Origin of the sequence: Phocaeicola sp. RTP21359st1_B8_RTP21360_211022 (assembly GCF_040911965.1) — a bacterium.
GTDB lineage: Bacteria > Bacteroidota > Bacteroidia > Bacteroidales > Bacteroidaceae > Phocaeicola > Phocaeicola vulgatus.
Map to the genome: position 1 here is coordinate 35423 of NZ_JBDFXP010000037.1, position 18843 is coordinate 54265.

The 18843-nt window shown below is 41.7% G+C and carries 20 protein-coding genes, 2 tRNA genes and 2 pseudogenes; 11 read left to right on the top strand and 13 right to left on the bottom strand.

Annotated features, from left to right (window positions below; translation table 11 throughout):
• The first annotated feature begins 9 nt into the window (after nucleotides 1-9).
• The 5 genes from traN to AB5062_RS17050 are packed head-to-tail and all read left to right on the top strand — an operon-like array spanning nucleotide 10 to nucleotide 3008.
• Nucleotides 10-909, top strand: a complete 900-nt coding sequence (traN, locus tag AB5062_RS17030; RefSeq protein WP_004308047.1) for a conjugative transposon protein TraN — start codon at nucleotides 10-12, stop codon at nucleotides 907-909.
• A gap of 2 nt (nucleotides 910-911) precedes the next feature.
• Nucleotides 912-1496 carry a conjugal transfer protein TraO gene (locus AB5062_RS17035; protein ID WP_004308048.1) on the top strand — a complete coding sequence of 195 codons (585 nt, stop codon included), beginning with the start codon at nucleotides 912-914 and terminating at the stop codon, nucleotides 1494-1496.
• A 10-nt stretch (nucleotides 1497-1506) separates the two neighbouring features.
• Nucleotides 1507-1995 carry a hypothetical protein gene (locus AB5062_RS17040; RefSeq protein WP_004308049.1) on the top strand — a complete coding sequence of 163 codons (489 nt, stop codon included), beginning with the start codon at nucleotides 1507-1509 and terminating at the stop codon, nucleotides 1993-1995.
• 51 nt (nucleotides 1996-2046) lie between these two features.
• Nucleotides 2047-2511, top strand: a complete 465-nt coding sequence (locus tag AB5062_RS17045) for a TraQ conjugal transfer family protein (protein ID WP_004308050.1) — start codon at nucleotides 2047-2049, stop codon at nucleotides 2509-2511.
• Nucleotides 2512-2522: 11 nt separating this feature from the next.
• The gene (locus AB5062_RS17050) at nucleotides 2523-3008 is read left to right on the top strand and encodes a hypothetical protein (protein ID WP_004318733.1); all 486 of its coding nucleotides are present in this window, start codon (nucleotides 2523-2525) and stop codon (nucleotides 3006-3008) included.
• Between the two features lie 78 nt (nucleotides 3009-3086).
• Here AB5062_RS17050 and AB5062_RS17055 read toward each other — a convergent pair whose 3' ends face one another.
• The 6 genes and pseudogenes from AB5062_RS17055 to AB5062_RS17080 form a co-directional block, all read right to left on the bottom strand.
• Nucleotides 3087-3860 (bottom strand): phage antirepressor KilAC domain-containing protein, encoded by a 774-nt coding sequence (locus AB5062_RS17055; protein ID WP_004308051.1) that lies wholly within the window; start codon nucleotides 3858-3860, stop codon nucleotides 3087-3089.
• A gap of 48 nt (nucleotides 3861-3908) precedes the next feature.
• Nucleotides 3909-4154, bottom strand: a complete 246-nt coding sequence (locus AB5062_RS17060; protein ID WP_004313785.1) for a hypothetical protein — start codon at nucleotides 4152-4154, stop codon at nucleotides 3909-3911.
• Between the two features lie 67 nt (nucleotides 4155-4221).
• Nucleotides 4222-4974 (bottom strand): DNA cytosine methyltransferase, encoded by a 753-nt coding sequence (locus AB5062_RS17065; RefSeq protein WP_008776848.1) that lies wholly within the window; start codon nucleotides 4972-4974, stop codon nucleotides 4222-4224.
• 99 nt (nucleotides 4975-5073) lie between these two features.
• Nucleotides 5074-5421: a hypothetical protein gene (locus tag AB5062_RS17070; protein ID WP_004313787.1), complete on the bottom strand. Its 348-nt coding sequence runs from the start codon at nucleotides 5419-5421 to the stop codon at nucleotides 5074-5076.
• A 12-nt stretch (nucleotides 5422-5433) separates the two neighbouring features.
• Nucleotides 5434-5754 (bottom strand): helix-turn-helix domain-containing protein, encoded by a 321-nt coding sequence (locus AB5062_RS17075; protein ID WP_004308054.1) that lies wholly within the window; start codon nucleotides 5752-5754, stop codon nucleotides 5434-5436.
• A 578-nt stretch (nucleotides 5755-6332) separates the two neighbouring features.
• Nucleotides 6333-6572: pseudogene (locus AB5062_RS17080) on the bottom strand (glucuronyl hydrolase); the annotation flags it as partial.
• Nucleotides 6573-6917: 345 nt separating this feature from the next.
• On the opposite strand from AB5062_RS17080, the gene AB5062_RS17085 reads away from it, so the two are divergent.
• Nucleotides 6918-7223 (top strand): hypothetical protein, encoded by a 306-nt coding sequence (locus tag AB5062_RS17085; protein WP_032952742.1) that lies wholly within the window; start codon nucleotides 6918-6920, stop codon nucleotides 7221-7223.
• A gap of 234 nt (nucleotides 7224-7457) precedes the next feature.
• On the opposite strand, the pseudogene AB5062_RS17090 reads toward AB5062_RS17085, so the two are convergent.
• The 3 genes and pseudogenes from AB5062_RS17090 to AB5062_RS17100 all read right to left on the bottom strand — a co-directional run.
• Nucleotides 7458-7574, bottom strand: a pseudogene (locus tag AB5062_RS17090) (transposase family protein); the annotation flags it as partial.
• Nucleotides 7575-7757: 183 nt separating this feature from the next.
• Nucleotides 7758-7831 (bottom strand) — tRNA-Met (locus AB5062_RS17095).
• Nucleotides 7832-7892: 61 nt separating this feature from the next.
• Nucleotides 7893-7966: transfer RNA gene (locus AB5062_RS17100), tRNA-Met, on the bottom strand.
• Between the two features lie 203 nt (nucleotides 7967-8169).
• On the opposite strand from AB5062_RS17100, the gene AB5062_RS17105 reads away from it, so the two are divergent.
• The 4 genes from AB5062_RS17105 to AB5062_RS17120 all read left to right on the top strand — a co-directional run bounded on the left by AB5062_RS17105 (nucleotide 8170) and on the right by AB5062_RS17120 (nucleotide 13074).
• On the top strand, nucleotides 8170-8556 hold the full coding sequence (locus AB5062_RS17105) for an START-like domain-containing protein (protein WP_005853490.1): 387 nt from the start codon (nucleotides 8170-8172) through the stop codon (nucleotides 8554-8556).
• A gap of 83 nt (nucleotides 8557-8639) precedes the next feature.
• Nucleotides 8640-10538 (top strand): LptF/LptG family permease, encoded by a 1899-nt coding sequence (locus AB5062_RS17110; RefSeq protein ID WP_008782269.1) that lies wholly within the window; start codon nucleotides 8640-8642, stop codon nucleotides 10536-10538.
• Between the two features lie 2 nt (nucleotides 10539-10540).
• Nucleotides 10541-11755, top strand: coding sequence for a bifunctional 3,4-dihydroxy-2-butanone-4-phosphate synthase/GTP cyclohydrolase II (locus tag AB5062_RS17115; RefSeq protein ID WP_005841905.1), 1215 nt, complete (start codon nucleotides 10541-10543; stop codon nucleotides 11753-11755).
• 125 nt (nucleotides 11756-11880) lie between these two features.
• Nucleotides 11881-13074, top strand: a complete 1194-nt coding sequence (locus AB5062_RS17120) for a pyridoxal phosphate-dependent aminotransferase (RefSeq protein WP_005841907.1) — start codon at nucleotides 11881-11883, stop codon at nucleotides 13072-13074.
• 178 nt (nucleotides 13075-13252) lie between these two features.
• On the opposite strand, the gene AB5062_RS17125 is transcribed toward AB5062_RS17120, so the two are convergent.
• From AB5062_RS17125 to AB5062_RS17140, 4 genes are all read right to left on the bottom strand, one after another.
• Entirely contained in the window at nucleotides 13253-13420 is a 168-nt protein-coding gene (locus AB5062_RS17125; protein ID WP_005841910.1) for a 4Fe-4S binding protein, read from the bottom strand.
• A gap of 117 nt (nucleotides 13421-13537) precedes the next feature.
• On the bottom strand, nucleotides 13538-16516 hold the full coding sequence (locus tag AB5062_RS17130) for a glycoside hydrolase family 3 N-terminal domain-containing protein (protein ID WP_217755094.1): 2979 nt from the start codon (nucleotides 16514-16516) through the stop codon (nucleotides 13538-13540).
• A gap of 45 nt (nucleotides 16517-16561) precedes the next feature.
• Entirely contained in the window at nucleotides 16562-17404 is an 843-nt protein-coding gene (locus AB5062_RS17135; RefSeq protein WP_005841915.1) for a bifunctional UDP-sugar hydrolase/5'-nucleotidase, read from the bottom strand.
• 11 nt (nucleotides 17405-17415) lie between these two features.
• A complete protein-coding gene (locus AB5062_RS17140) occupies nucleotides 17416-18195 on the bottom strand; it encodes a 5'-nucleotidase C-terminal domain-containing protein (RefSeq protein WP_050540958.1) in 780 nt (259 codons plus the stop codon).
• A gap of 197 nt (nucleotides 18196-18392) precedes the next feature.
• Here AB5062_RS17140 and rplS point away from each other — a divergent pair, with 197 nt between their 5' ends.
• Nucleotides 18393-18746 (top strand): 50S ribosomal protein L19, encoded by a 354-nt coding sequence (gene rplS / locus AB5062_RS17145; protein ID WP_005841919.1) that lies wholly within the window; start codon nucleotides 18393-18395, stop codon nucleotides 18744-18746.
• Nucleotides 18747-18843: the final 97 nt, after the last annotated feature.

Genomic DNA, 18843 nt, shown 5'->3' on the forward strand with positions numbered 1-18843 from the left:
GACAAGACAATGAAAATAGTTATAGCATTCTTGATGGCTGTTCTGGCCTCGGTATCCGGTTTTTCACAGGAGGAAAGGCCGGTAAATCCCGTCAGGATTCTGACGGCGGGCCAGCATATCATCCCTTATAAAATAGAGGTCACTTTTGGGAAGACGGTGCATATCCTCTTCCCTTCGGAAGTGCGCTACGTGGATTTGGGCAGTAACAATATCATCGCAGGCAAGGCTGACGGAGTCGAGAACGTGGTACGTGTCAAAGCGGCGGTGAAGGAGTTTCCGGGAGAGACGAACTTCTCCGTGATTACAGGAGACGGCTCTTTCTTTTCCTTCAATGTCGTTTATAAGGAAGAGCCTTCCACACTGAATATCAATATGGACCAGTGGATGAACCCGGACGAGGGAGAAAAGAAAGGAGGCAGCTCCATCCGTGTCACGGAACTGGGCGAGGAAGATCCGACGGTCATTGCCAGCGTGATGTACACCATCCACCGGCTGGACCGTAGGGACGTGAAGCATATCGGATGCAGGCAGTTCGGGATGCAGGCTCTTTTAAAGGGCATTTATGTGCATAAGGACCTGATCTTCTTCCATGTTTCCCTGACGAACAATTCCAATGTGCCTTTCGATGTGGATTTCGTGCGATTTAAGATAGTGGATAAGAAGATAGCCAAAAGGACGGCTCAGCAGGAAACTTATATTGAACCGGTACGCACGCTCAATGCCCTGACACGCATCGAAGGAAAGAGCACGGGACGGATCGTGTATGCCTTTCCGAAAATTGTCATTCCTGACGACAAGTTGCTGGAAGTGGAAATTTACGAGAAAGGGGGAGGCCGTCACCAGCGGTTCTATATTGAGAACAGTGACCTGGTGGACGCGCGTATTGTGAATGAATTAATCGGTGAGTAATCATGAAAAGAGTTTTATTTATTTTGTTATGCATTTGTCTGCCCTTTGTGGCAGGCAAATCTTTTGCCCAGCGTTACCTGCCGGGGCAGAAAGGTATCCAGCTTACGTTAGGCGGTGTAGACGACTTCGGTTCAAATGTGAAGCATCTGCATGGTAATTTCCAGGTCGGACTGGCTCTGAGTCGGTATAACCGGAACCATTCCCGCTGGCTGTTCGGGGCGGATTATGTGAAAAAGCACTATTCCTATAAGGATGTTGCGATCCCCAAAGCGCAGTTTACCGGGGAGGTAGGTTATTTCGTGCCGTTCATCTCGGACCGTGGTAAGAACGTGTTCTTCTCTGCCGGTCTTTCCGCTCTGGCGGGTTATGAGACGACCAACTGGAACTGCAAGCTGCTCTATGACGGGGCGACTTTAAAGAATGACGGATGCTTCATTTATGGTTTTGCCCCGGCTTTCGAGATGGAGGCGTTCCTTTCCGACAGGCTGGTTTTTCTTTTCAATGTCCGCCAGAGGATATTCTTCGGATCATCCGTGGGGAATTTCCACACGGTGGCAGCTGTCGGTGTCAAGTACATTTTCAATTAGCAGCAACAGTATGGAACAAGGCAATTGGAACGTGGATGAGATGCTTCATTGGCTGGATATGAAAATAAACCGGGAAGACCGGAACATACGTGAACAAAGCAAGAAGATGAATGAGAATTTCCTACACTTTTTCGAATGGAATGCGGAGAGCCTGTATAAGTCTCATTTTATGTCCGGGTGTTATAAGATACTCCGGCAGGCGGTGGACGGGGCAAAGGGCATGGATACGGTTTGGAATATTGTTGAGGACAACATTGCTTACTGTGAGAACAAACTGTTGAACGGTCAGGTGGATTGTAACAGTTCCAGCCGGACAACGAATGTTGCCCATTTCCTGAAGTTGGAGTGTATGCAGCAGTTAGTTAGGGATTACCGGGAATTCGCGAATATCCTTGCGCAAACGCCTCCCGAAGAGAATTTGCAACAGACGGCTAATAAAACAGAAAAGAAGAGAGAAGAGCCGCCTGAAAGAAAGATAAAAACGGGCATCAGGCGTTAGCCGACAACGGACTCAATCAAGTAAATTATTCATTTAGTAATACGTAAAATCATGAAGATGAAATTAATAATAAGTGGTATCATGCTCACATTGCTTTGCCTGCTGGGTGGCTGTGATGATAAATTGGAAGTACAGCAGGCTTATGATTTCTCGCTAACGTCCTGGTATCTCCAGAAGACCATTTCCCCGGATGAGACCGTGGAGATTCGTCTGACACTCAATCGTAGCGGAAACTATGAGGAAGCCGGCTATCAAATCGGTTATATACAGATGGAGGGTAGCGGCGAGGTGTACGACAAGAAGAAGGTCTATCTGGTGAACCGGGAGATGCAACCGTTGGATTCGATAGCGGAGTTGGATGACAGCGATCCCTGCCGCCAGGTATTCACGCTCTTCTATCATAACCGAAGCAGCAAGAATGCGGAAATTAAATTCGTGATAGCGGATAATTTCCATCAGGAAAGAGAACTGGATATATCCTTTCAGAGCGAAACTGAAACGGACATGGAACTATAAATCGGACAACAATGGATAAAAGTGATTTAAGGATCGAACAATTGCAGCAATATCTTGACAAGAAGAAAGGGGTTGTGGAAAGCGATATAAAAGAGTATAACCAGCAACTGGGAAAAAACTATCTTCATTTCTTTGACTGGCATGCCGATGACTTGTATAAGGCCTGTTATATGGATAAGAATTATAAGGCCATTCAGGAGGCGATTGATACCGCTGAAACGCCGAAGGACATTGAAGGCTATTTGAAGCGTTGTACCCTGTATATAGAAGAAGATCTCCTGAACGGTCCGCTTGTCAAGAAAAGTACCAACCCGATGTCGAATATGGCCCATTCCCTGGAGATGGAATGCAAACAGGAGTTACTGAAGGACCTCCGGTATTTAAACAGGCTTCTTCAGAGTGAGACTGTAAGTGAAAGAATAAGGCCGCAAGAAGCACCCCGACAAGAAATTGTGCCTGTGAAAGAAAAGAAGAAAACGGGACCACGGTTGAGATAGTATCAATTGAAAGCAATAAAAAAGCTACTGAATTTTTGTTTCAGTAGCTTTTTTATTTATCCCGGTCTTATATTCCGGCTATACCAGATAAGCCTCAAAAAGATAATGTATGAATAACCGGCCCTTTTCCGTCCAGACCGTCAACATGGCCGTGCCTGTTTCTCCTGTGCGGCTTTCCCATACATGGGTCCGGGTTGCTGTATAGCCTTGATTCTGGTAAGGAGCTTTGAGCAGCCACTGACCGGATTGACGGAACTGGATGCCTGCCCATCGGAGCCGCTTGTTCAACATTCCGGCAGTCATTCCCAATTCTTTCGCTATCTGTGTGGTCGTGTAGGTGCTTTGGGATTGCAGGACTTTGTCGTAATACTGAACTTTTGGGGCCTGTAGCTTGAGTTTCAGGATAGCATAGTTGTTCTCCTTCTCCAATGCTGAAATACGGCTGTCTCGCTCTTTTATACGGTTCTGTGCGAGCAATATGGCACGCGCAAGCAGTTCATTATCCGTTTCGCCATTCTTCTTAAGAAGATAGCCACCGTTCTTTAGTGTTTCGGGAACCAGTTCATCAAATATCCAGCTTTCGAATTTCTCAGCGGAAGGCAGCTTGCTACCGGCAATCAGCCGGTATACGTTTCCTTCGCTGATGTACTTGATTTTCTGGACGGCACTGCGTGTAGGGGTGTCGTAAACCACGACACCCATTGGTTTACAATGTCTTACGACGGCATCTCTCGGATTGGAGTAGCCAAGTGCGGCGGCAACATCCGAGGCGCAGAACCATATTTTCCCGTCAATTTCCAGTGTCCGGATGCGTCCGAACTCGGGATGTTCAAATATCGATACTTTATTCATGACTGTTTAATTTATAGGTTTCTTCTATTGCTTTAAATATCTCGTAGACTACCTGGGGGACGATAGCGTTCCCGTATCCTTTAATGGATGCCTGTCTTCACCGAGAAAAGGAGATACCGTCCAATCGGGTGGAAAGCCCATCATCTCGGCTACAAACAGGGGATTGAGTTGGAAACTCTTTCCAGTCCGGGCGAAGAAATCCGGAAGGCTGTTCTTCTGTGGTATCTTTCCCCGTTTCTTCAGGTTCTCCAGTGAAGGTGCGCCTTTCCAATCCCGCGCTGTCGGTGTCGGCATCACTTGTCCTTCTGCCAGCCATTGTAGGATCGATTCTTCCAGATTGTTCCCGTCCGTGTTTTCCAGCTCAGTATTGTCCGGTATCGGTTCCGGTAGTATCCCGTAAAAGTCCAGAAAATCCGTCAGGCCGTTGGGATTCTTCTCTCCGGCTATCTGGGCATGGGGTGAGGATAAATTCATCGATTTCCATTTCCTGACTCTTTCGGCATGGTGTATCTCTGTTGCCACTGGCGTTGGCAGAAGCATTCCATGGATTATCTCCGGTAGTCCCTGCTGCCTGCTGCCCGGCCCCCTGCGCTTGTAGTCCTGTGCCGTCACGGTGGGCAATAAACCAAACTCTATCCCGTCTGTGAGGTGCACCGACGGAACAAGCCGGTATAAGTACCGGCTGGACGGAATATCCTTCGCGTTCAAGATCACGGCAAATGGTTTCAACAACATATTGCTGTCGTCTTTTAAATACAGGCTCACTCTCTCCGAATAGAGTGGATTGACTTCCCACTTCAGTCTCCTGACCGGGCTGTACCATCGTGAGGATGCCAGCAACGTTCTCACCAATGACCCAATCGGGCCTGATCTCATGTATGGCCCTGAGCATGTGAGGCCAGAGATAGCGGTTATCATCCGCTCCCTTTCTTTGGCCTGCGACGGAGAATGGTTGACAAGGAAAACCTCCTGTAAGGACATTGATTTTTCCTCTCCATTCCCTGAAATCTGTCGTTGTGACATCTGTATAACTTTTCGCATCTTTAAACCAGTAATTTAGAATGGTATTACAAAAATCGTCTATCTCGCAATGGAAGGCATTCTGCCATCCCATTCATTCGGCAGCCAGGTCTGGGGCGCCGAATCCACTAAACAGGGAAGCGTGTACCAGACGCTTCCGCTGTTTCTTGTCTTGCTCTTCTTCTTTCATTGTTTATTCATTATTTAGAGGTTCGAGGTTCATTACTTTTTTGTCGATCTTACGATAGATGCTCCCCATCTCCAGCATATTTTCCAATCGGAGCAGGTCCGTGATTTCATAGACGGTCATCCCTTTCTGTGTCGTGAAGCGGATATATCCTTTCTGTCGCTGTATCTCCACTTCTTCGGGAGTCATGTGCAGGACTTCACAGATTTCCTGCAAGGTCAGGGTAAGGCTTACTTCCTTAACTGTGTAGATGTAAGTCAGGATGTTCAGCATCTGGAGGCATTTGCGGTGTGATTTGACGAGTGCTGCGAATTTGTTTCGTTCTATGACGATTACTTTACTTTGATTTTCCATGTGAATTTTTATTTATGAGTTAATAGAATCGGATATGAAATCTTCGTTTAGACATTCTTCTCTCAGGAATTTATATACGTCAGAAGCCCAGAAGTAAATCTTGCCGCTGAGTTTGAAAAATGGGAGTTTCCCGGAATTACGCCAGCGGATCAGTGTCCGGTCGCATACTTTCAGCATCAGGCGCATATCCCGGCTGTCCAGCATTTGCTTACCGTTGAAACTGGTTACTGCTTCCAGAGCCGTTTCCAGCTTGGCAATCAGTTTTCGTTGTTCCTCAAAGTTGTCCTTTATCATTGCTTTGAGTATCTCAATATCATTTCTGTTCTCTTCCATACAATATTCCTTTGTTCTAATGGGTTATTTTTCTTTCTTCGGTTGCAAAGTTTTCAAAATTAGGCATGAAAAAATAGGGCTGACGGTAACCGCCAGCCCCACATTTTCCTTGTAACTCACTTGGTATCAATGTGAATTTTCAGAATATTTTTTCTTCATCAGGATAGAAAGGGGAATACACGCAATTCTCCTTCTTAAAAAAGAGACTGATAGAATGACAGAGGATATCGGATAAAAAAAGGGCTGACAATTAATTGTCAACCCTTCTATAAATATGCTATGATTAACTTGGAAGCATCAAAAACATTGCTTACCTTTGTGTTACAGAGATATTTGAAATTATGCAGAGCAATGCAATGTGTAGCTGAACTTCCACTACTATATCGTTACCTGCATCTTTATAAAAACACTTTTAATCGCTGATTTATAAAAGATTAAAACGAACTACACTCTTTTAAGTAGCAAAACAGTATATCCCGTTTTCACCTGCTGATGCAAACGGGATATACTTATCATAAATAATCCACCTATAAGGAGACTACAGATCTCTATATACTTATACTTCCCTGAACAATCTATTATTCGTCAATGACCGGTTTATTTTCCGTCAGTCTTTTCAGACGGAGAAGTGCCTCCATATAATAATAATCAGCATAAATGATGGATGCATCAATCTCTGATCCGGCAGGCAAGTGTCCTGTGGAATGAAGCAGGAAAGCAGGTTTACTTTTACCACACTGGTATTTGTCGGAACTCAGGCTGGCCAGCATTTTTACAGCCGCCTGTTTATATTCCAATGCTTTTTCAGCAGTGACAAAGAATATAACTATTAACATTGTATTTATGCCCACTATCAGATAAGCCATAAGAGGTTATCTTAAAAAAAGAACTTGAAACAGCCTCTTATTTTTGTAAAACAAAAAAGCCTGCTACAGAAATTAATGTGCAACAGATTTTGGTTTTACACACAAAATCAGCAGGATTTCTACCGATATTTATAAATGTAGAAACATTCCACATCAAACCACATTATATGAGGATTTTTTCCATTTTCTATACAATTGGGGAAATACTAACCAGCTGATAATTAGAAGTAATATTCTTTTGGCATAGGAATTGTCATATCATTATCATAAAATAATTACTGTTAAAAATATAAGATTATGAAAAAAAAATTTGTTGCAATAGCATTGGTAATGGGATTAGGAACAACAGTGGCATTTGCCGGAAATTTGACATCAGGTGTTGAAACTGTCATGGCAGTAAATGACTTCACCCTCATTAAAGTGAAAGATCTTCCGACAGCGGTAACGGAAGCAATCGCCAAAAATTTTGCGGAATCAATCGTCAAAGAAGCAGCGGTGGAAGCGACAGAGGATGGTAGCAAGACCTATCAGGTTGTCCTGACAGACAAGGAAGGAACTGAAAATACAGTGTTCTTCAATGAAAAAGGTGAAATACTGAAATAATACATTTTGCATCTTTCTTGATAAAGGACAGAATTTGCCTCACAAAAAGAGGACTGTTCTTATTAAAAGATACAGGATTTTCATAAATAATTTCATTCATGAAGATTGTCATTTTTTACTAATATTGAACCGTTTTACAGGAGCCGCTGTCCGAGATGGACAGTTGCTCTTTTTAATTTTTATATCACTGTTCATAAAACTACCAGTACATTGTGAAAATCTATTTTAGAAAAACTTTTTTTCATCAAGATAAATATCAAAACGGTCAGCACTCTTGTCGAAATTGACAATATCAAAGTTGTCTATAAGCACATCCGGAAGAATGGCACGAAGGAGTTGTCCGGGTTTCATAAAACAAAGGTAAGCAAAGATAGCTAATTTTAAAAGTTACCAACCAGAAATTTCCGCTGACCCCAAAATCCCTCAGGTTGTTACGTTGACCCGTGATTCTATATGAAAAGAAAAATAAGTCCAATATAAATAAAAGATAAACAAGATATCCATGAAACAAATTCATAAATACCTTGTTTTGTGTAGCGGGACCCGGGATTGAACCGGGGACCTCATGATTATGAATCATGCGCTCTAACCAGCTGAGCTATCCCGCCATCGTTTTTTAAAAAGACCGCCAAGAGTGGAAGCCTCTCAACAGTCTAAAATTGTTCATTGTAGCGGGACCCAGGATTGAACTGGGGACCTCATGATTATGAATCATGCGCTCTAACCAGCTGAGCTATCCCGCCATCATTTCTCAATTGCGGGTGCAAAGATAGAAAGTTATTTTGAATTTTGCAACATTTCAGAGAACTTTTTCTTGTAAAATTCGTTTTTAAAGAGAAAAACAGCTTAGTATATGGCTAATAAATATTTCAAAAAACATAGCATTTATTATGGCAAATAAGAAAATTTGGCTTAATTTGCCACCGAAACTTTAAAAAGCTAACCTATGAGAAAAGAAAAAATTCGCTTGGAGTACATGTTGAAAGCCGGATCCGGTAACATCGTATGGTCTATTATCAGTACTCCATCCGGCCTGGAAACATGGTTTGCAGACAAGGTGACATTCAAAGACAAAGTATTCACCTTTTATTGGGGAAAAACAGAAACACGGCAAGCTGAAGTTACAAACTTCCGGGTTAACAGTTTTATACGCTTTCGATGGCTGGATGATGAAGATCCTAAAGCCTATTTTGAATTGAAAATGGTCTATAACGAACTAACCTCTGACTATATGCTGGAAGTGATTGACTGGGCAGCCCCCGATGAAGTAGAAGATACGAAAGAACTTTGGGATTCCGAAATAGAGAAGCTAAAAAGGGTAAGTGGACTGTAATTCTATAAAAATATGCAAAACTTGTCTTTGCTCTCCGTTTTTTATGCTATTTTTGTGCCTTGATAGTTGCACAAAATGAAATAATGCTACGCATAAAAAAATTAGATATATTTATCCTAAAGAGCTTTTTGATGCTCTTTATAGGTACTTTTTTCATCTGTCTCTTCATCTTCATGATGCAATTTTTATGGAGATATGTAGACGAGTTGGTTGGAAAAGGATTGGAAATGAGTGTTTTAGCACAATTTTTCTTTTATTCTGCTCTGACCTTAATACCTTTGTCCCTACCTTTGGCAATTTTATTAGCTGCCTTAATGACATTCGGTAACTTTGGTGAAAGATATGAATTGCTGTCAATGAAAGCAGCGGGTATTCCCTTATTGAGGATCATACGTCCACTGATTATTTTTTGTACTTTCCTGTGTTGTACCTCGTTTTATTTTCAAAATGTCATAGCTCCCAAAGCGCAGATCAAACTGCTTACTTTACTTGTATCCATGAAGCAAACTTCACCAGAACTGGATATTCCGGAAGGTGTATTTTACGACGAAATTGAGGGGTATAATATATATGTAAAACAGAAAGACCGTGAAACAGGAATGCTAAAAGATGTACTGATCTACAACTTTTCAGATGGGTTTGAAAACGCTCACATTATATGGGCTTCCGAAGGAAAAATGGAGATGACAGCAGACAAACAACATCTTTATCTACATCTGTATAACGGAGAGCAGTTCGAAAATCTGAAATCGCAGACCATTTCATCCAATAATGTCCCCTATCGACGTGAAACCTTCAGAGAGAAACATACCATTATCGAATTTGACGGCGGATTCAACATGGTAGATGGAAGCTTTTTAAGTGACCGTTCGGACAGCAAAAACATGATTGAAATCAGCCAGTCCATCGACTCACTGAACCACCGTGCCGACAGCTTGGGAAGAAGTATGTATAATGAAATAAAAGCCTCGACTTATCGCAATATCGTATTATCGAAAACAGACTCCGCAAAAATAGTTGAAACAAACAACAAAATCAATGTGGACAGCCTGTTCAATTCCTATACTTTAGCTGAAAAAGATAAGACACTGGGTAGTGCGGCGGATCGTACCGAGGCACTGGCCAGCGAATGGAGCATGAAAAGCTATCAAACTACAGATGCGGACAACAATATCCGGAAACACGAAGCCGACTGGCACAAAAAAATCACCCTCTCTCTCAGTTGTTTGATTTTCTTTTTCATCGGTGCGCCTTTGGGAGCCATCATCCGCAAAGGAGGTTTAGGAATGCCCGTAGTGGTATCCGTCTTAATTTTCGTAATTTATTATATCATTGATTCCGGAGCTACCCGAGTAGCAAAAAGCGGTGAAATGAATATGGTATTGGGCGTGTGGATGAGTACCATTGTATTGGCACCTATCGGAGCCTTCTTTACTTATAAGTCAAATAATGACTCTGTGGTATTCAATGCCGAAGTGTATATCAATTTCTTCCGTATGCTGCTAGGTCTGCGCCCCTCGCGCCATGTATTCAAAAAAGAAGTTATTATAGAAGATCCGGACTATCCACGTATACAAACGGAATTGGAGAAACTATGCAACATCTGTAACGAATATGCCATCAAGCATAGACTGGCCGATGCACCTAATTATATCCGCATCTTCACCAATAAAGGACATGACGACGTCATAGCCGATATCAGTGCCAAAATGGAACTACTCATAGAAGAATTATCCAACAGCAAAGATGGAGTATTACTGGAATACTTAAATAAATATCCCATTTTGTCCACCAAAGCTCACAAAAGTCCGTTTGACAACCAATGGCTTAATTTACTTGCAGGAATCATTGTACCAATAGGCCTGTTCTTCTATTTCCGCATTTGGCGGTTCAGTATCCGGCTGGATAAAGATTTAAAAAACATAATCAAGACCAACCGTGAAATTCAAGAAAGAATAAACAATAAATCATTTATAATTTGACTATGGAAGAATTAAAACTAAATACCATCGAAGAAGCGATAGCTGACTTCCGTGAAGGTAAGTTTGTCATTGTAGTGGACGACGAAGATCGTGAAAATGAAGGCGATTTAATTGTTGCTGCGGAAAAAATTACTCCCGAACAAGTCAATTTCATGTTGAAACATGCACGTGGCGTGCTTTGTGCACCTATTACCATTTCTCGTTGCAAAGAATTGGAATTACCTCATCAAGTAGATACAAACACGTCAGTTCTAGGTACTCCTTTCACTGTAACTGTAGATAAGCTGGAAGGTTGCAGTACCGGAGTTTCTATCCACGACCGGGCCGCTACCATCCGTGCTCTTGCCGATCCCACCTCCACTCCCGAAACATTCGGACGTCCGGGGCATGTCAATCCATTATATGCACAAGACAAAGGGGTGCTGAGACGTGCAGGCCATACAGAAGCCTGTATCGACATGGCGCGTCTGGCAGGGCTATACCCTGCCGCCGCACTGATGGAAATCATGAGTGAGGACGGAACCATGGCACGTCTGCCCGAACTAAGAAAAATGGCCGATGAATGGGGGCTGAAACTAATTTCAATCCGTGACTTGATCGCCTATCGTCTGAAGCAAGAGTCATTAGTAGAAAAAGGGGTGGAAGTGGACATGCCGACTGAATACGGCCATTTCCGTCTGATACCTTTCCGCCAGAAAAGCAATGGTTTAGAACATATCGCTATTATAAAAGGTGACATAAAAGAAGGAGAACCCGTTTTGGTACGCGTACATTCTTCTTGCGCCACCGGTGATATTTTCGGATCCATGCGTTGTGACTGTGGAGAACAACTGCACAAAGCATTGCAAATGATCGAAAAAGAAGGAAAAGGTGCTGTTGTTTACTTAAACCAAGAAGGAAGAGGCATAGGACTAATGGAAAAGATGAAAGCCTACAAATTGCAAGAAAATGGTGTGGATACTGTAGAAGCAAATATCCTTTTAGGGCATCAGGCAGATGAACGTGATTACGGAGTCGGAGCACAGATACTACGCAGTATAGGCGTCACCCAAATGCGTTTGCTGACAAATAATCCTGTCAAACGTGTAGGATTGGAATCATACGGTTTGTCCATAGTTGAAAACGTTCCCATTGAAATCACGCCTAACAAATATAACGAGCGTTATTTAAAAACCAAAAAAGACAGAATGGGACACACATTGCACTTTAACAAATAAAAAAGCTATAACTCAGACGAAATCACATCATTTTTTATGCGATTTCGTCTGTTTTACTTTCATAATTAAGATATTATCCTTTATTTTGCAGCAAGTAAACTTAAACACATTAAAAAATAATAGCAATGAATCAATTATCAGATCGTCTGAATCGTTTGTCTCCTTCAGCAACATTGGCCATGTCCCAAAAAAGTAATGAGTTAAAAGCCCAAGGAGTTGATGTCATTAATTTAAGCGTAGGTGAACCGGACTTCAATACCCCGGACCACATCAAAGAAGCAGCAAAAAAGGCAGTAGATGATAACTTTTCCAGATATTCTCCAGTTCCGGGATATCCTGCACTTCGCAATGCAATCGTAGCCAAACTGAAGAATGAAAACGGATTAGACTATACAGCTGCACAAATCTCCTGTGCAAACGGTGCCAAGCAATCTGTTTGTAATACGATTATGGCTCTAGTTAACGACGGTGACGAAGTAATAGTCCCTGCTCCCTATTGGGTAAGCTATCCTGAAATGGTAAAACTAGCAGACGGAACTCCTGTTATTATCACTGCGGGTATTGATCAGGATTTCAAAATCACCCCTGCACAACTAGAAGCAGCGATTACTCCTAAAACCAAAGCATTGATTCTTTGCTCACCGTCAAATCCCACCGGTTCCGTTTATACCAAAGAAGAGTTGGCCGGCTTGGCCGCTGTTTTGGCAAAGCACCCGCAAGTATATGTTATAGCCGATGAGATTTACGAACATATCACATACAGTGGCAAACATGAAAGCATTGCCCAATTCCCTGAGATTCATGACAATGTAATTATTGTAAACGGAGTTTCAAAAGCATATGCTATGACAGGATGGAGAATCGGGTTCATTGCCGGTCCGGAATGGATTGTAAAAGCTGTAAATAAGCTGCAAGGACAATATACCTCAGGTCCGTGCTCTGTTTCTCAGAAAGCTGCCGAAGCTGCCTATACAGGTACTCAGGCTCCCGTAGAGGAAATGCGCCAAGCATTCCAGCGCCGCCGTGACCTTATTGTAAAATTAGCAAAAGAAATTCCAGGATTTGAAGTAAACAATCCTCAAGGAGCATTCTATTTATTCCCGAAATGTGATTCCTTTTTTGGCAAATCAGCAGGTGACCGCAACATCAATAACGCTGACGATTTAGCAATGTATCTGCTTGAAATAGGTCATGTGGCATGTGTAGGTGGTACTTCATTCGGTTCCCCCGAATGCATCCGTATGAGTTATGCAACTTCCGATGAGAATATTATAGAAGCTATGCGCCGCATCAAAGAAGCATTAGCCCTATTAAAATAAAATATTCTTTCTCTATAAAAAGAACAGGCATCCGTTTTTTTCTGTGATGCCTGTTTTTTTTATTCATAAAGCAGACATACGAGCTTCCAATCAAAACAAAATTTAGATAAACAAAAAAACGACCGTTTCCATCAACGGAAACGATCGTTATTAACTTTAAAGAACAAAATTGTACTGCTTAGCCAAGGTGAATAGCTTCAGAAGGACAAGCATCAGCACAAGTTCCGCACTCTGTACACAGATCCGGATTGATAGAATACTTATCGCCTTCAGAAATTGCTTCTACCGGGCATTCATCGATACAAGTACCGCAAGCGATACAATCGTCACTAATTACGTAAGCCATTTTCGTTAATTATTAAATTATTAGTACTAATTGATGGAGCAAATATACAGCTTTTCTCTATTAGTTGTCACATAGAGATTACAAAAATGCACTAATTTGTATTTAATCTAAATATGATCATTTCATCAAAGCCTGATACATAACCTGTTGCATACGAGGACGGATATTTAACCGCATCAACTGTTTATGGTCAAAAGGACGCGGATAAATCCGATTACTCAGAAAAACAAAAACCAAATGATTTTTCGGATCTGCCCAAGCGCAAGTTCCGGTAAAACCAGTATGTCCTACCACCTCTTCGGGCGCTTCCTCCGCACACGGACTTTTCACACTATTATTCACATCCGGTTTGTCAAATCCCAATCCTCTCCTACTGATTTTTGAGGTATGGGTTAAAAATAAATCACAAGTTTCCCTACTCAGATAACGCTTTCCATTATAAACCCCTCCATCAATCAATAACTGATACACTTTTGCCACATCACGAGCCGTGGAAAATAAACCGGCATTTCCTGATACCCCTCCCATGAAAGCAGCTGATTCATCGTGTACATAACCCTGCAACACTTTTCCTTTACGCAAATAATCCGCTTTCACTGTAGGAACAATTTCCTCCTTTTTGAACTGCCGAAGCGGCAAATAAGCCGTACGGTTCATCTCCATCGGTTTATAGAATTCCTTATCTAAAAAAAGATTCATAGGCATTTTACTGATATTCTCTACCATTTCCTTCAATAACATAAAGTTCAGGCAACTGTAACGATATCTCCTGTCTTTTAATGGAATACGTCCTATTTGTACCATAATGGAATCACGAAAAGAACGATGAAGAAACATACTGTCAGCTACCTGTAAAGGATAATCAGCAGAGAAAGTTTTTGCCATCAACTCTTTTCTATAATCAAACTTATCAATGACATACAGCCGTGTATCTATTTGCGTATGATGACTAGCGTCCGGTCTTGCTCTGTAAAAACTCCCCTTATAACTGTCTTTATCTATAGTCTCCTTATAAAAAGGCCAAAAAGCAGGAATGCCCGACTGATGTAAAAGTAACTCCTCAATAGTGACACGTTCCTTGTCCGTACCTTTTAAAGCTGGAATGTATTGAGATATGCGATCGGTCAAACCAAATTTTCCTTCATCGTAAAGTTTCATAACAGCCAACAGCGTCGCCGTGGTCTTGGTTAACGAAGCCAAATCATACAAATCATCCTTTTCCACCTTTCGGTCACTTTCATAAGTGAAAGTGCCGAAAGACTTATCATATACTGGTTTCCCATCTTTTAAAATTAGAATCTGACAACCAGGATAAGCCTTCGCCTTGATTCCTTCCATGGCTATCCTGTCTATCTTTTCCAGTATTTTGGAATCCATACCATAATCCTCAGGTCTATAAATACGAGACACTTTAGGAGTTATAGTCACTCCATCACCCGGTTTGAACAAATCGGCGACAGCCACCGACAAACGCCCGTCTGCCACTGCCTTTCCTACCAAGACATCAGCCACATACTCCTGAATAACAGATTCATCAGTATGCCCCAATACTACAGCCGTTGCTTTCTTCCAATAGCCCTCCATATCCAACATAGACTTTAATGGCATCAGAAACACATAAATAACAGGCAAATCAGCCGGAAGCGAATCAAGCATTGTTTTATACTTTTTGTAATCATCCGAAGTAACCACCACAATTACACGCTGACTACCCAACAATCGTTTTCTGATAGCTTCCATCGAATCCGGACGAGCAACAACACGTGTGAGAGAAAGTGTATTTTGCAAACGATTATAAAAAGCAAGCCCAGCACCGGGAGTTTTCCCAATATTCAGAACCACCGTTCCCCTCAATTTTGAATCCAAGGGCAAGGTTCCATTTACATTGGCAGGAACCGTTATAGCAGCTTTCTGCAAGCGGAGAATCAACTCCTTCGTTTCCGGACGGTTCAATCGTTTCTCCAGCCCGGAAAGTTGGATGTGAGGTTTATTCTTCAACCCTAAAACATATTTATAAGTCAATACCTTACGACATTTTTCCGTAATCAGTTCTTCTGATAGTTTTCCACTTTTTACAGCATTTAAAACACCATCCAATTCTCTCTTCAAATTACGGGGAGCCAATAATAAATCATTACCTGCTATCAAGGCTTGAGCGCATATATTCTCATTTTGCGAAATACCTTTCATCTCCAAAGCATCTGTAAAAACCAAGCCTTGAAAGCCCAATTCCCGACAAAGCAGATTATAAATAATATGTGAAGAAATCGAAGCCGGATTTTTACCCAATTCAGGTACCTCCAAATGTCCTACCATCATACCTCCCAATCCTGCTTTAACAGCCTCTTTAAACGGAAAAAGTTCAATGCTGTCCAAACGCGCACGATCAAAATTCAAAACCGGTAACGCCTTATGAGAATCCACTTCCGTATCTCCATGTCCCGGAAAATGTTTACAGACAGACAATACCCCTCCATCCTCCAAACCACGAGCATAAGCTACCACTTTTTGAGCCACATTCCGAGGATCACCACCAAAAGAACGGGTATTAATAACCGGATTCCGAGGATTAACATCTACATCGGCCACCGGAGCAAAATTGATCTGCACACCTATCTCCTTACATTGCCGGGCTACTTCCTTACCATATTCATAAAGCAGTTCATTATCCTGTATACATCCCAAGACTCTGTTTCTTGGAAAACGAGGGGTTCCCTTCAAGCGCATAGCCAGCCCCCATTCACCATCAAAAGTTATGAGCAAAGGCACTTCCGCCAGACTCTGCGCATAATTAGTCAATAAAACCTGATCAGACAACTGACCGCCCGAAAAAAGTAATCCTCCTACTTTATATTCTTTTATAGCTGCATATATATTGTTTTTATTTCGCTGTGTCTGAAGAGGAGCCACTGTGTGTATAAACAGTTGTCCTATCTTTTCCTTCAAACTCATTTCAGAAAGCTGTTCATCCACCCATGCCTTACAATCCTGAGTATCCGCCTTCCCCTTTTGTAACAGCCCAGGCATCTGCTGTGCATACGTCATCACACATCCGACGACACATAAACTTATAAATAACAATACGTTTCTCTTCATCTAATTTCTTCAATTATATCAGATTTCCTTATACAACAGCAACTATCAGTTCTTTTCCATCCTTACTTTCATTTTTCCCACATAAACAGCATTTTTTCCCATTTGTTGCAATGGAATCTCCTTGCCATCCAAATTCTTATAAAACAAAGTCTTATCAAAATAAGAATGCGAATGACCTCCCAAGACAATATCAATATTACGAGTATTAAGAATCAAAGTTTCATCAGAATAAGGTTTTCCTTGCCACCCTAAATGAGACAAACAAACCACTAAATCACATTTTTCCCGATTCTTCAATATATCCGCCACACGCTGAGCAGCCTCTATTGGATTTTCAAAAACCACTCCTTCACAGTTTTTTGCCTGTACTAGCCCCTCCAATGCAGGACTCAGTCCGAACACACCTACCTTTATCCCCTTACGTTCCAAAATAACATACGGTTTGACAAGCCCCTCCAAAACAGTTCCCTGTACACCATAATTAGCACAAACAACAGGAAAATCCGCCATTTTAAAAAGACGTGCCATATTATCCAAGCCCAAATCAAACTCATGATTTCCAATAATCCCGGCATCATATCCCATTTCATTCATCAGCTTCACTTCAACTTCACCACCAAACATATTATAAAAAGGAGAGCCTTGTGAAAAGTCACCACAATCAAACAACAACAAATCCTTATCCTGTTTCCGTATTTCTTTTATTAAGGTAACACGACGTACAAAACCCGCTTTTCCTGCAAACTCCGGATTCGGATCAGTAATGGGGATAGGTTCCACACGGCTGTGGGTATCATTAGTATGAAGTATCAAAAGTTCTTTGATATCCTGTGCTGCCAGCGCACAACATACACACAAAGCAGTAAATAATACATATATTCGTTTCATAACGGTTCAGTTTATTCTTTAACGGTAATTCTTCCTTCTATCTTTGAGTCTATTTTCTTCCCTGCTTTAGTCTGCTCATTCACATAGTTCAGAAACAACTGACGCACTGTGGCCTTTTCAGGCAGCAATTTATCCGCATCGCCCACTTTGGCAAAAGCAGTCATATGGTCATTTCCCTCAGCCAAATAATCCAAGGTGGCTACTTTATACTCTTTGGAGTCTTCAATTTCTTTTCCGGCCACTGTAGCATCCAATAATTTTCCATCTCCAGAAATTTCAAGACAAGCGCCACTTAATCCCTCACCATGCACAGCTGCTATATTTTCAAAAAGTTCACGCAGCAAAGCCCCATTCATAGTAACAATGCACAATGTATTTTCAAAGGGAGTTATTTCATAAATATTACCGTAAGTTATATCCCCCTCGGGCAAAGCCGTACGTAGTCCCCCCATATTCGTCACCCCCACGTCGGCCATACGGCCTATATATGCAGAAGCAGAATAACGTAAAATATCCGCTACCAAGTTGGATAACTCACTTTCAGGACGAAAGCGATCCATAAAACGAGCGCTTTGTCCTATGACCGGTGACATAATACTATCAACCGTTTTTTGATACGGAGCCAAAACAGCGATTGCAGCGGAATCCGGATTAGCATCCAAAGCTGCTGTCACTTCTATCCTGCTTCCCTCAACTGATGCCAGAGAATAGCCTGAATGACAGCTTGAAAACATAAAAATCCCGGCTACTATTCCTGCCGGAATGATACACATAATTCGGTTTGGTTTCATGTTTATTAGTTGTTTATTGCCCAAATGTAGTTAAAAAAGAAGTTGCAACCAACGATATCAGATGAAAAATAGTTGAATTTAATTTGGCTGTATGACAAAAATCTAGTAATTTTGCACCGCTTTCGCGCAATCGCTGTCAAAGAAGAGTTACTTGATATGTTGCGTTGGTAACGATAAACAATTTAAAATCAAAAAAAATGGATTTAATTAAAATTGCTGAAGAAGCATTTGCTACTGGCAAACAGCATCCTTCATTCAAAGCTGGTGATACTATTACAGTGGCATACCGTATCGTTGAAGGTAGCAAGGAACGTGTACAGTTGTACCGTGGTGTTGTTATCAAAATCGCTGGACATGGTGACAAAAAACGTTTCACCGTTCGTAAAATGTCTGGAACTGTAGGTGTTGAACGTATTTTCCCTATCGAATCTCCGGCTATCGACAGTATCACTGTTAATAAAGTTGGTAAAGTTCGTCGTGCTAAATTGTACTATTTACGTGCTCTTACTGGCAAGAAAGCTAGAATTCAGGAAAAAAGAGTTAATCAGTAAGATTTATCATTCCTACATAAAAAGAAGGTGTGTCAAAATGCACACCTTCTGTTTTTTACGCACAAAGCCCCGACTTTCACAAGCTGGGGCTTTGTTA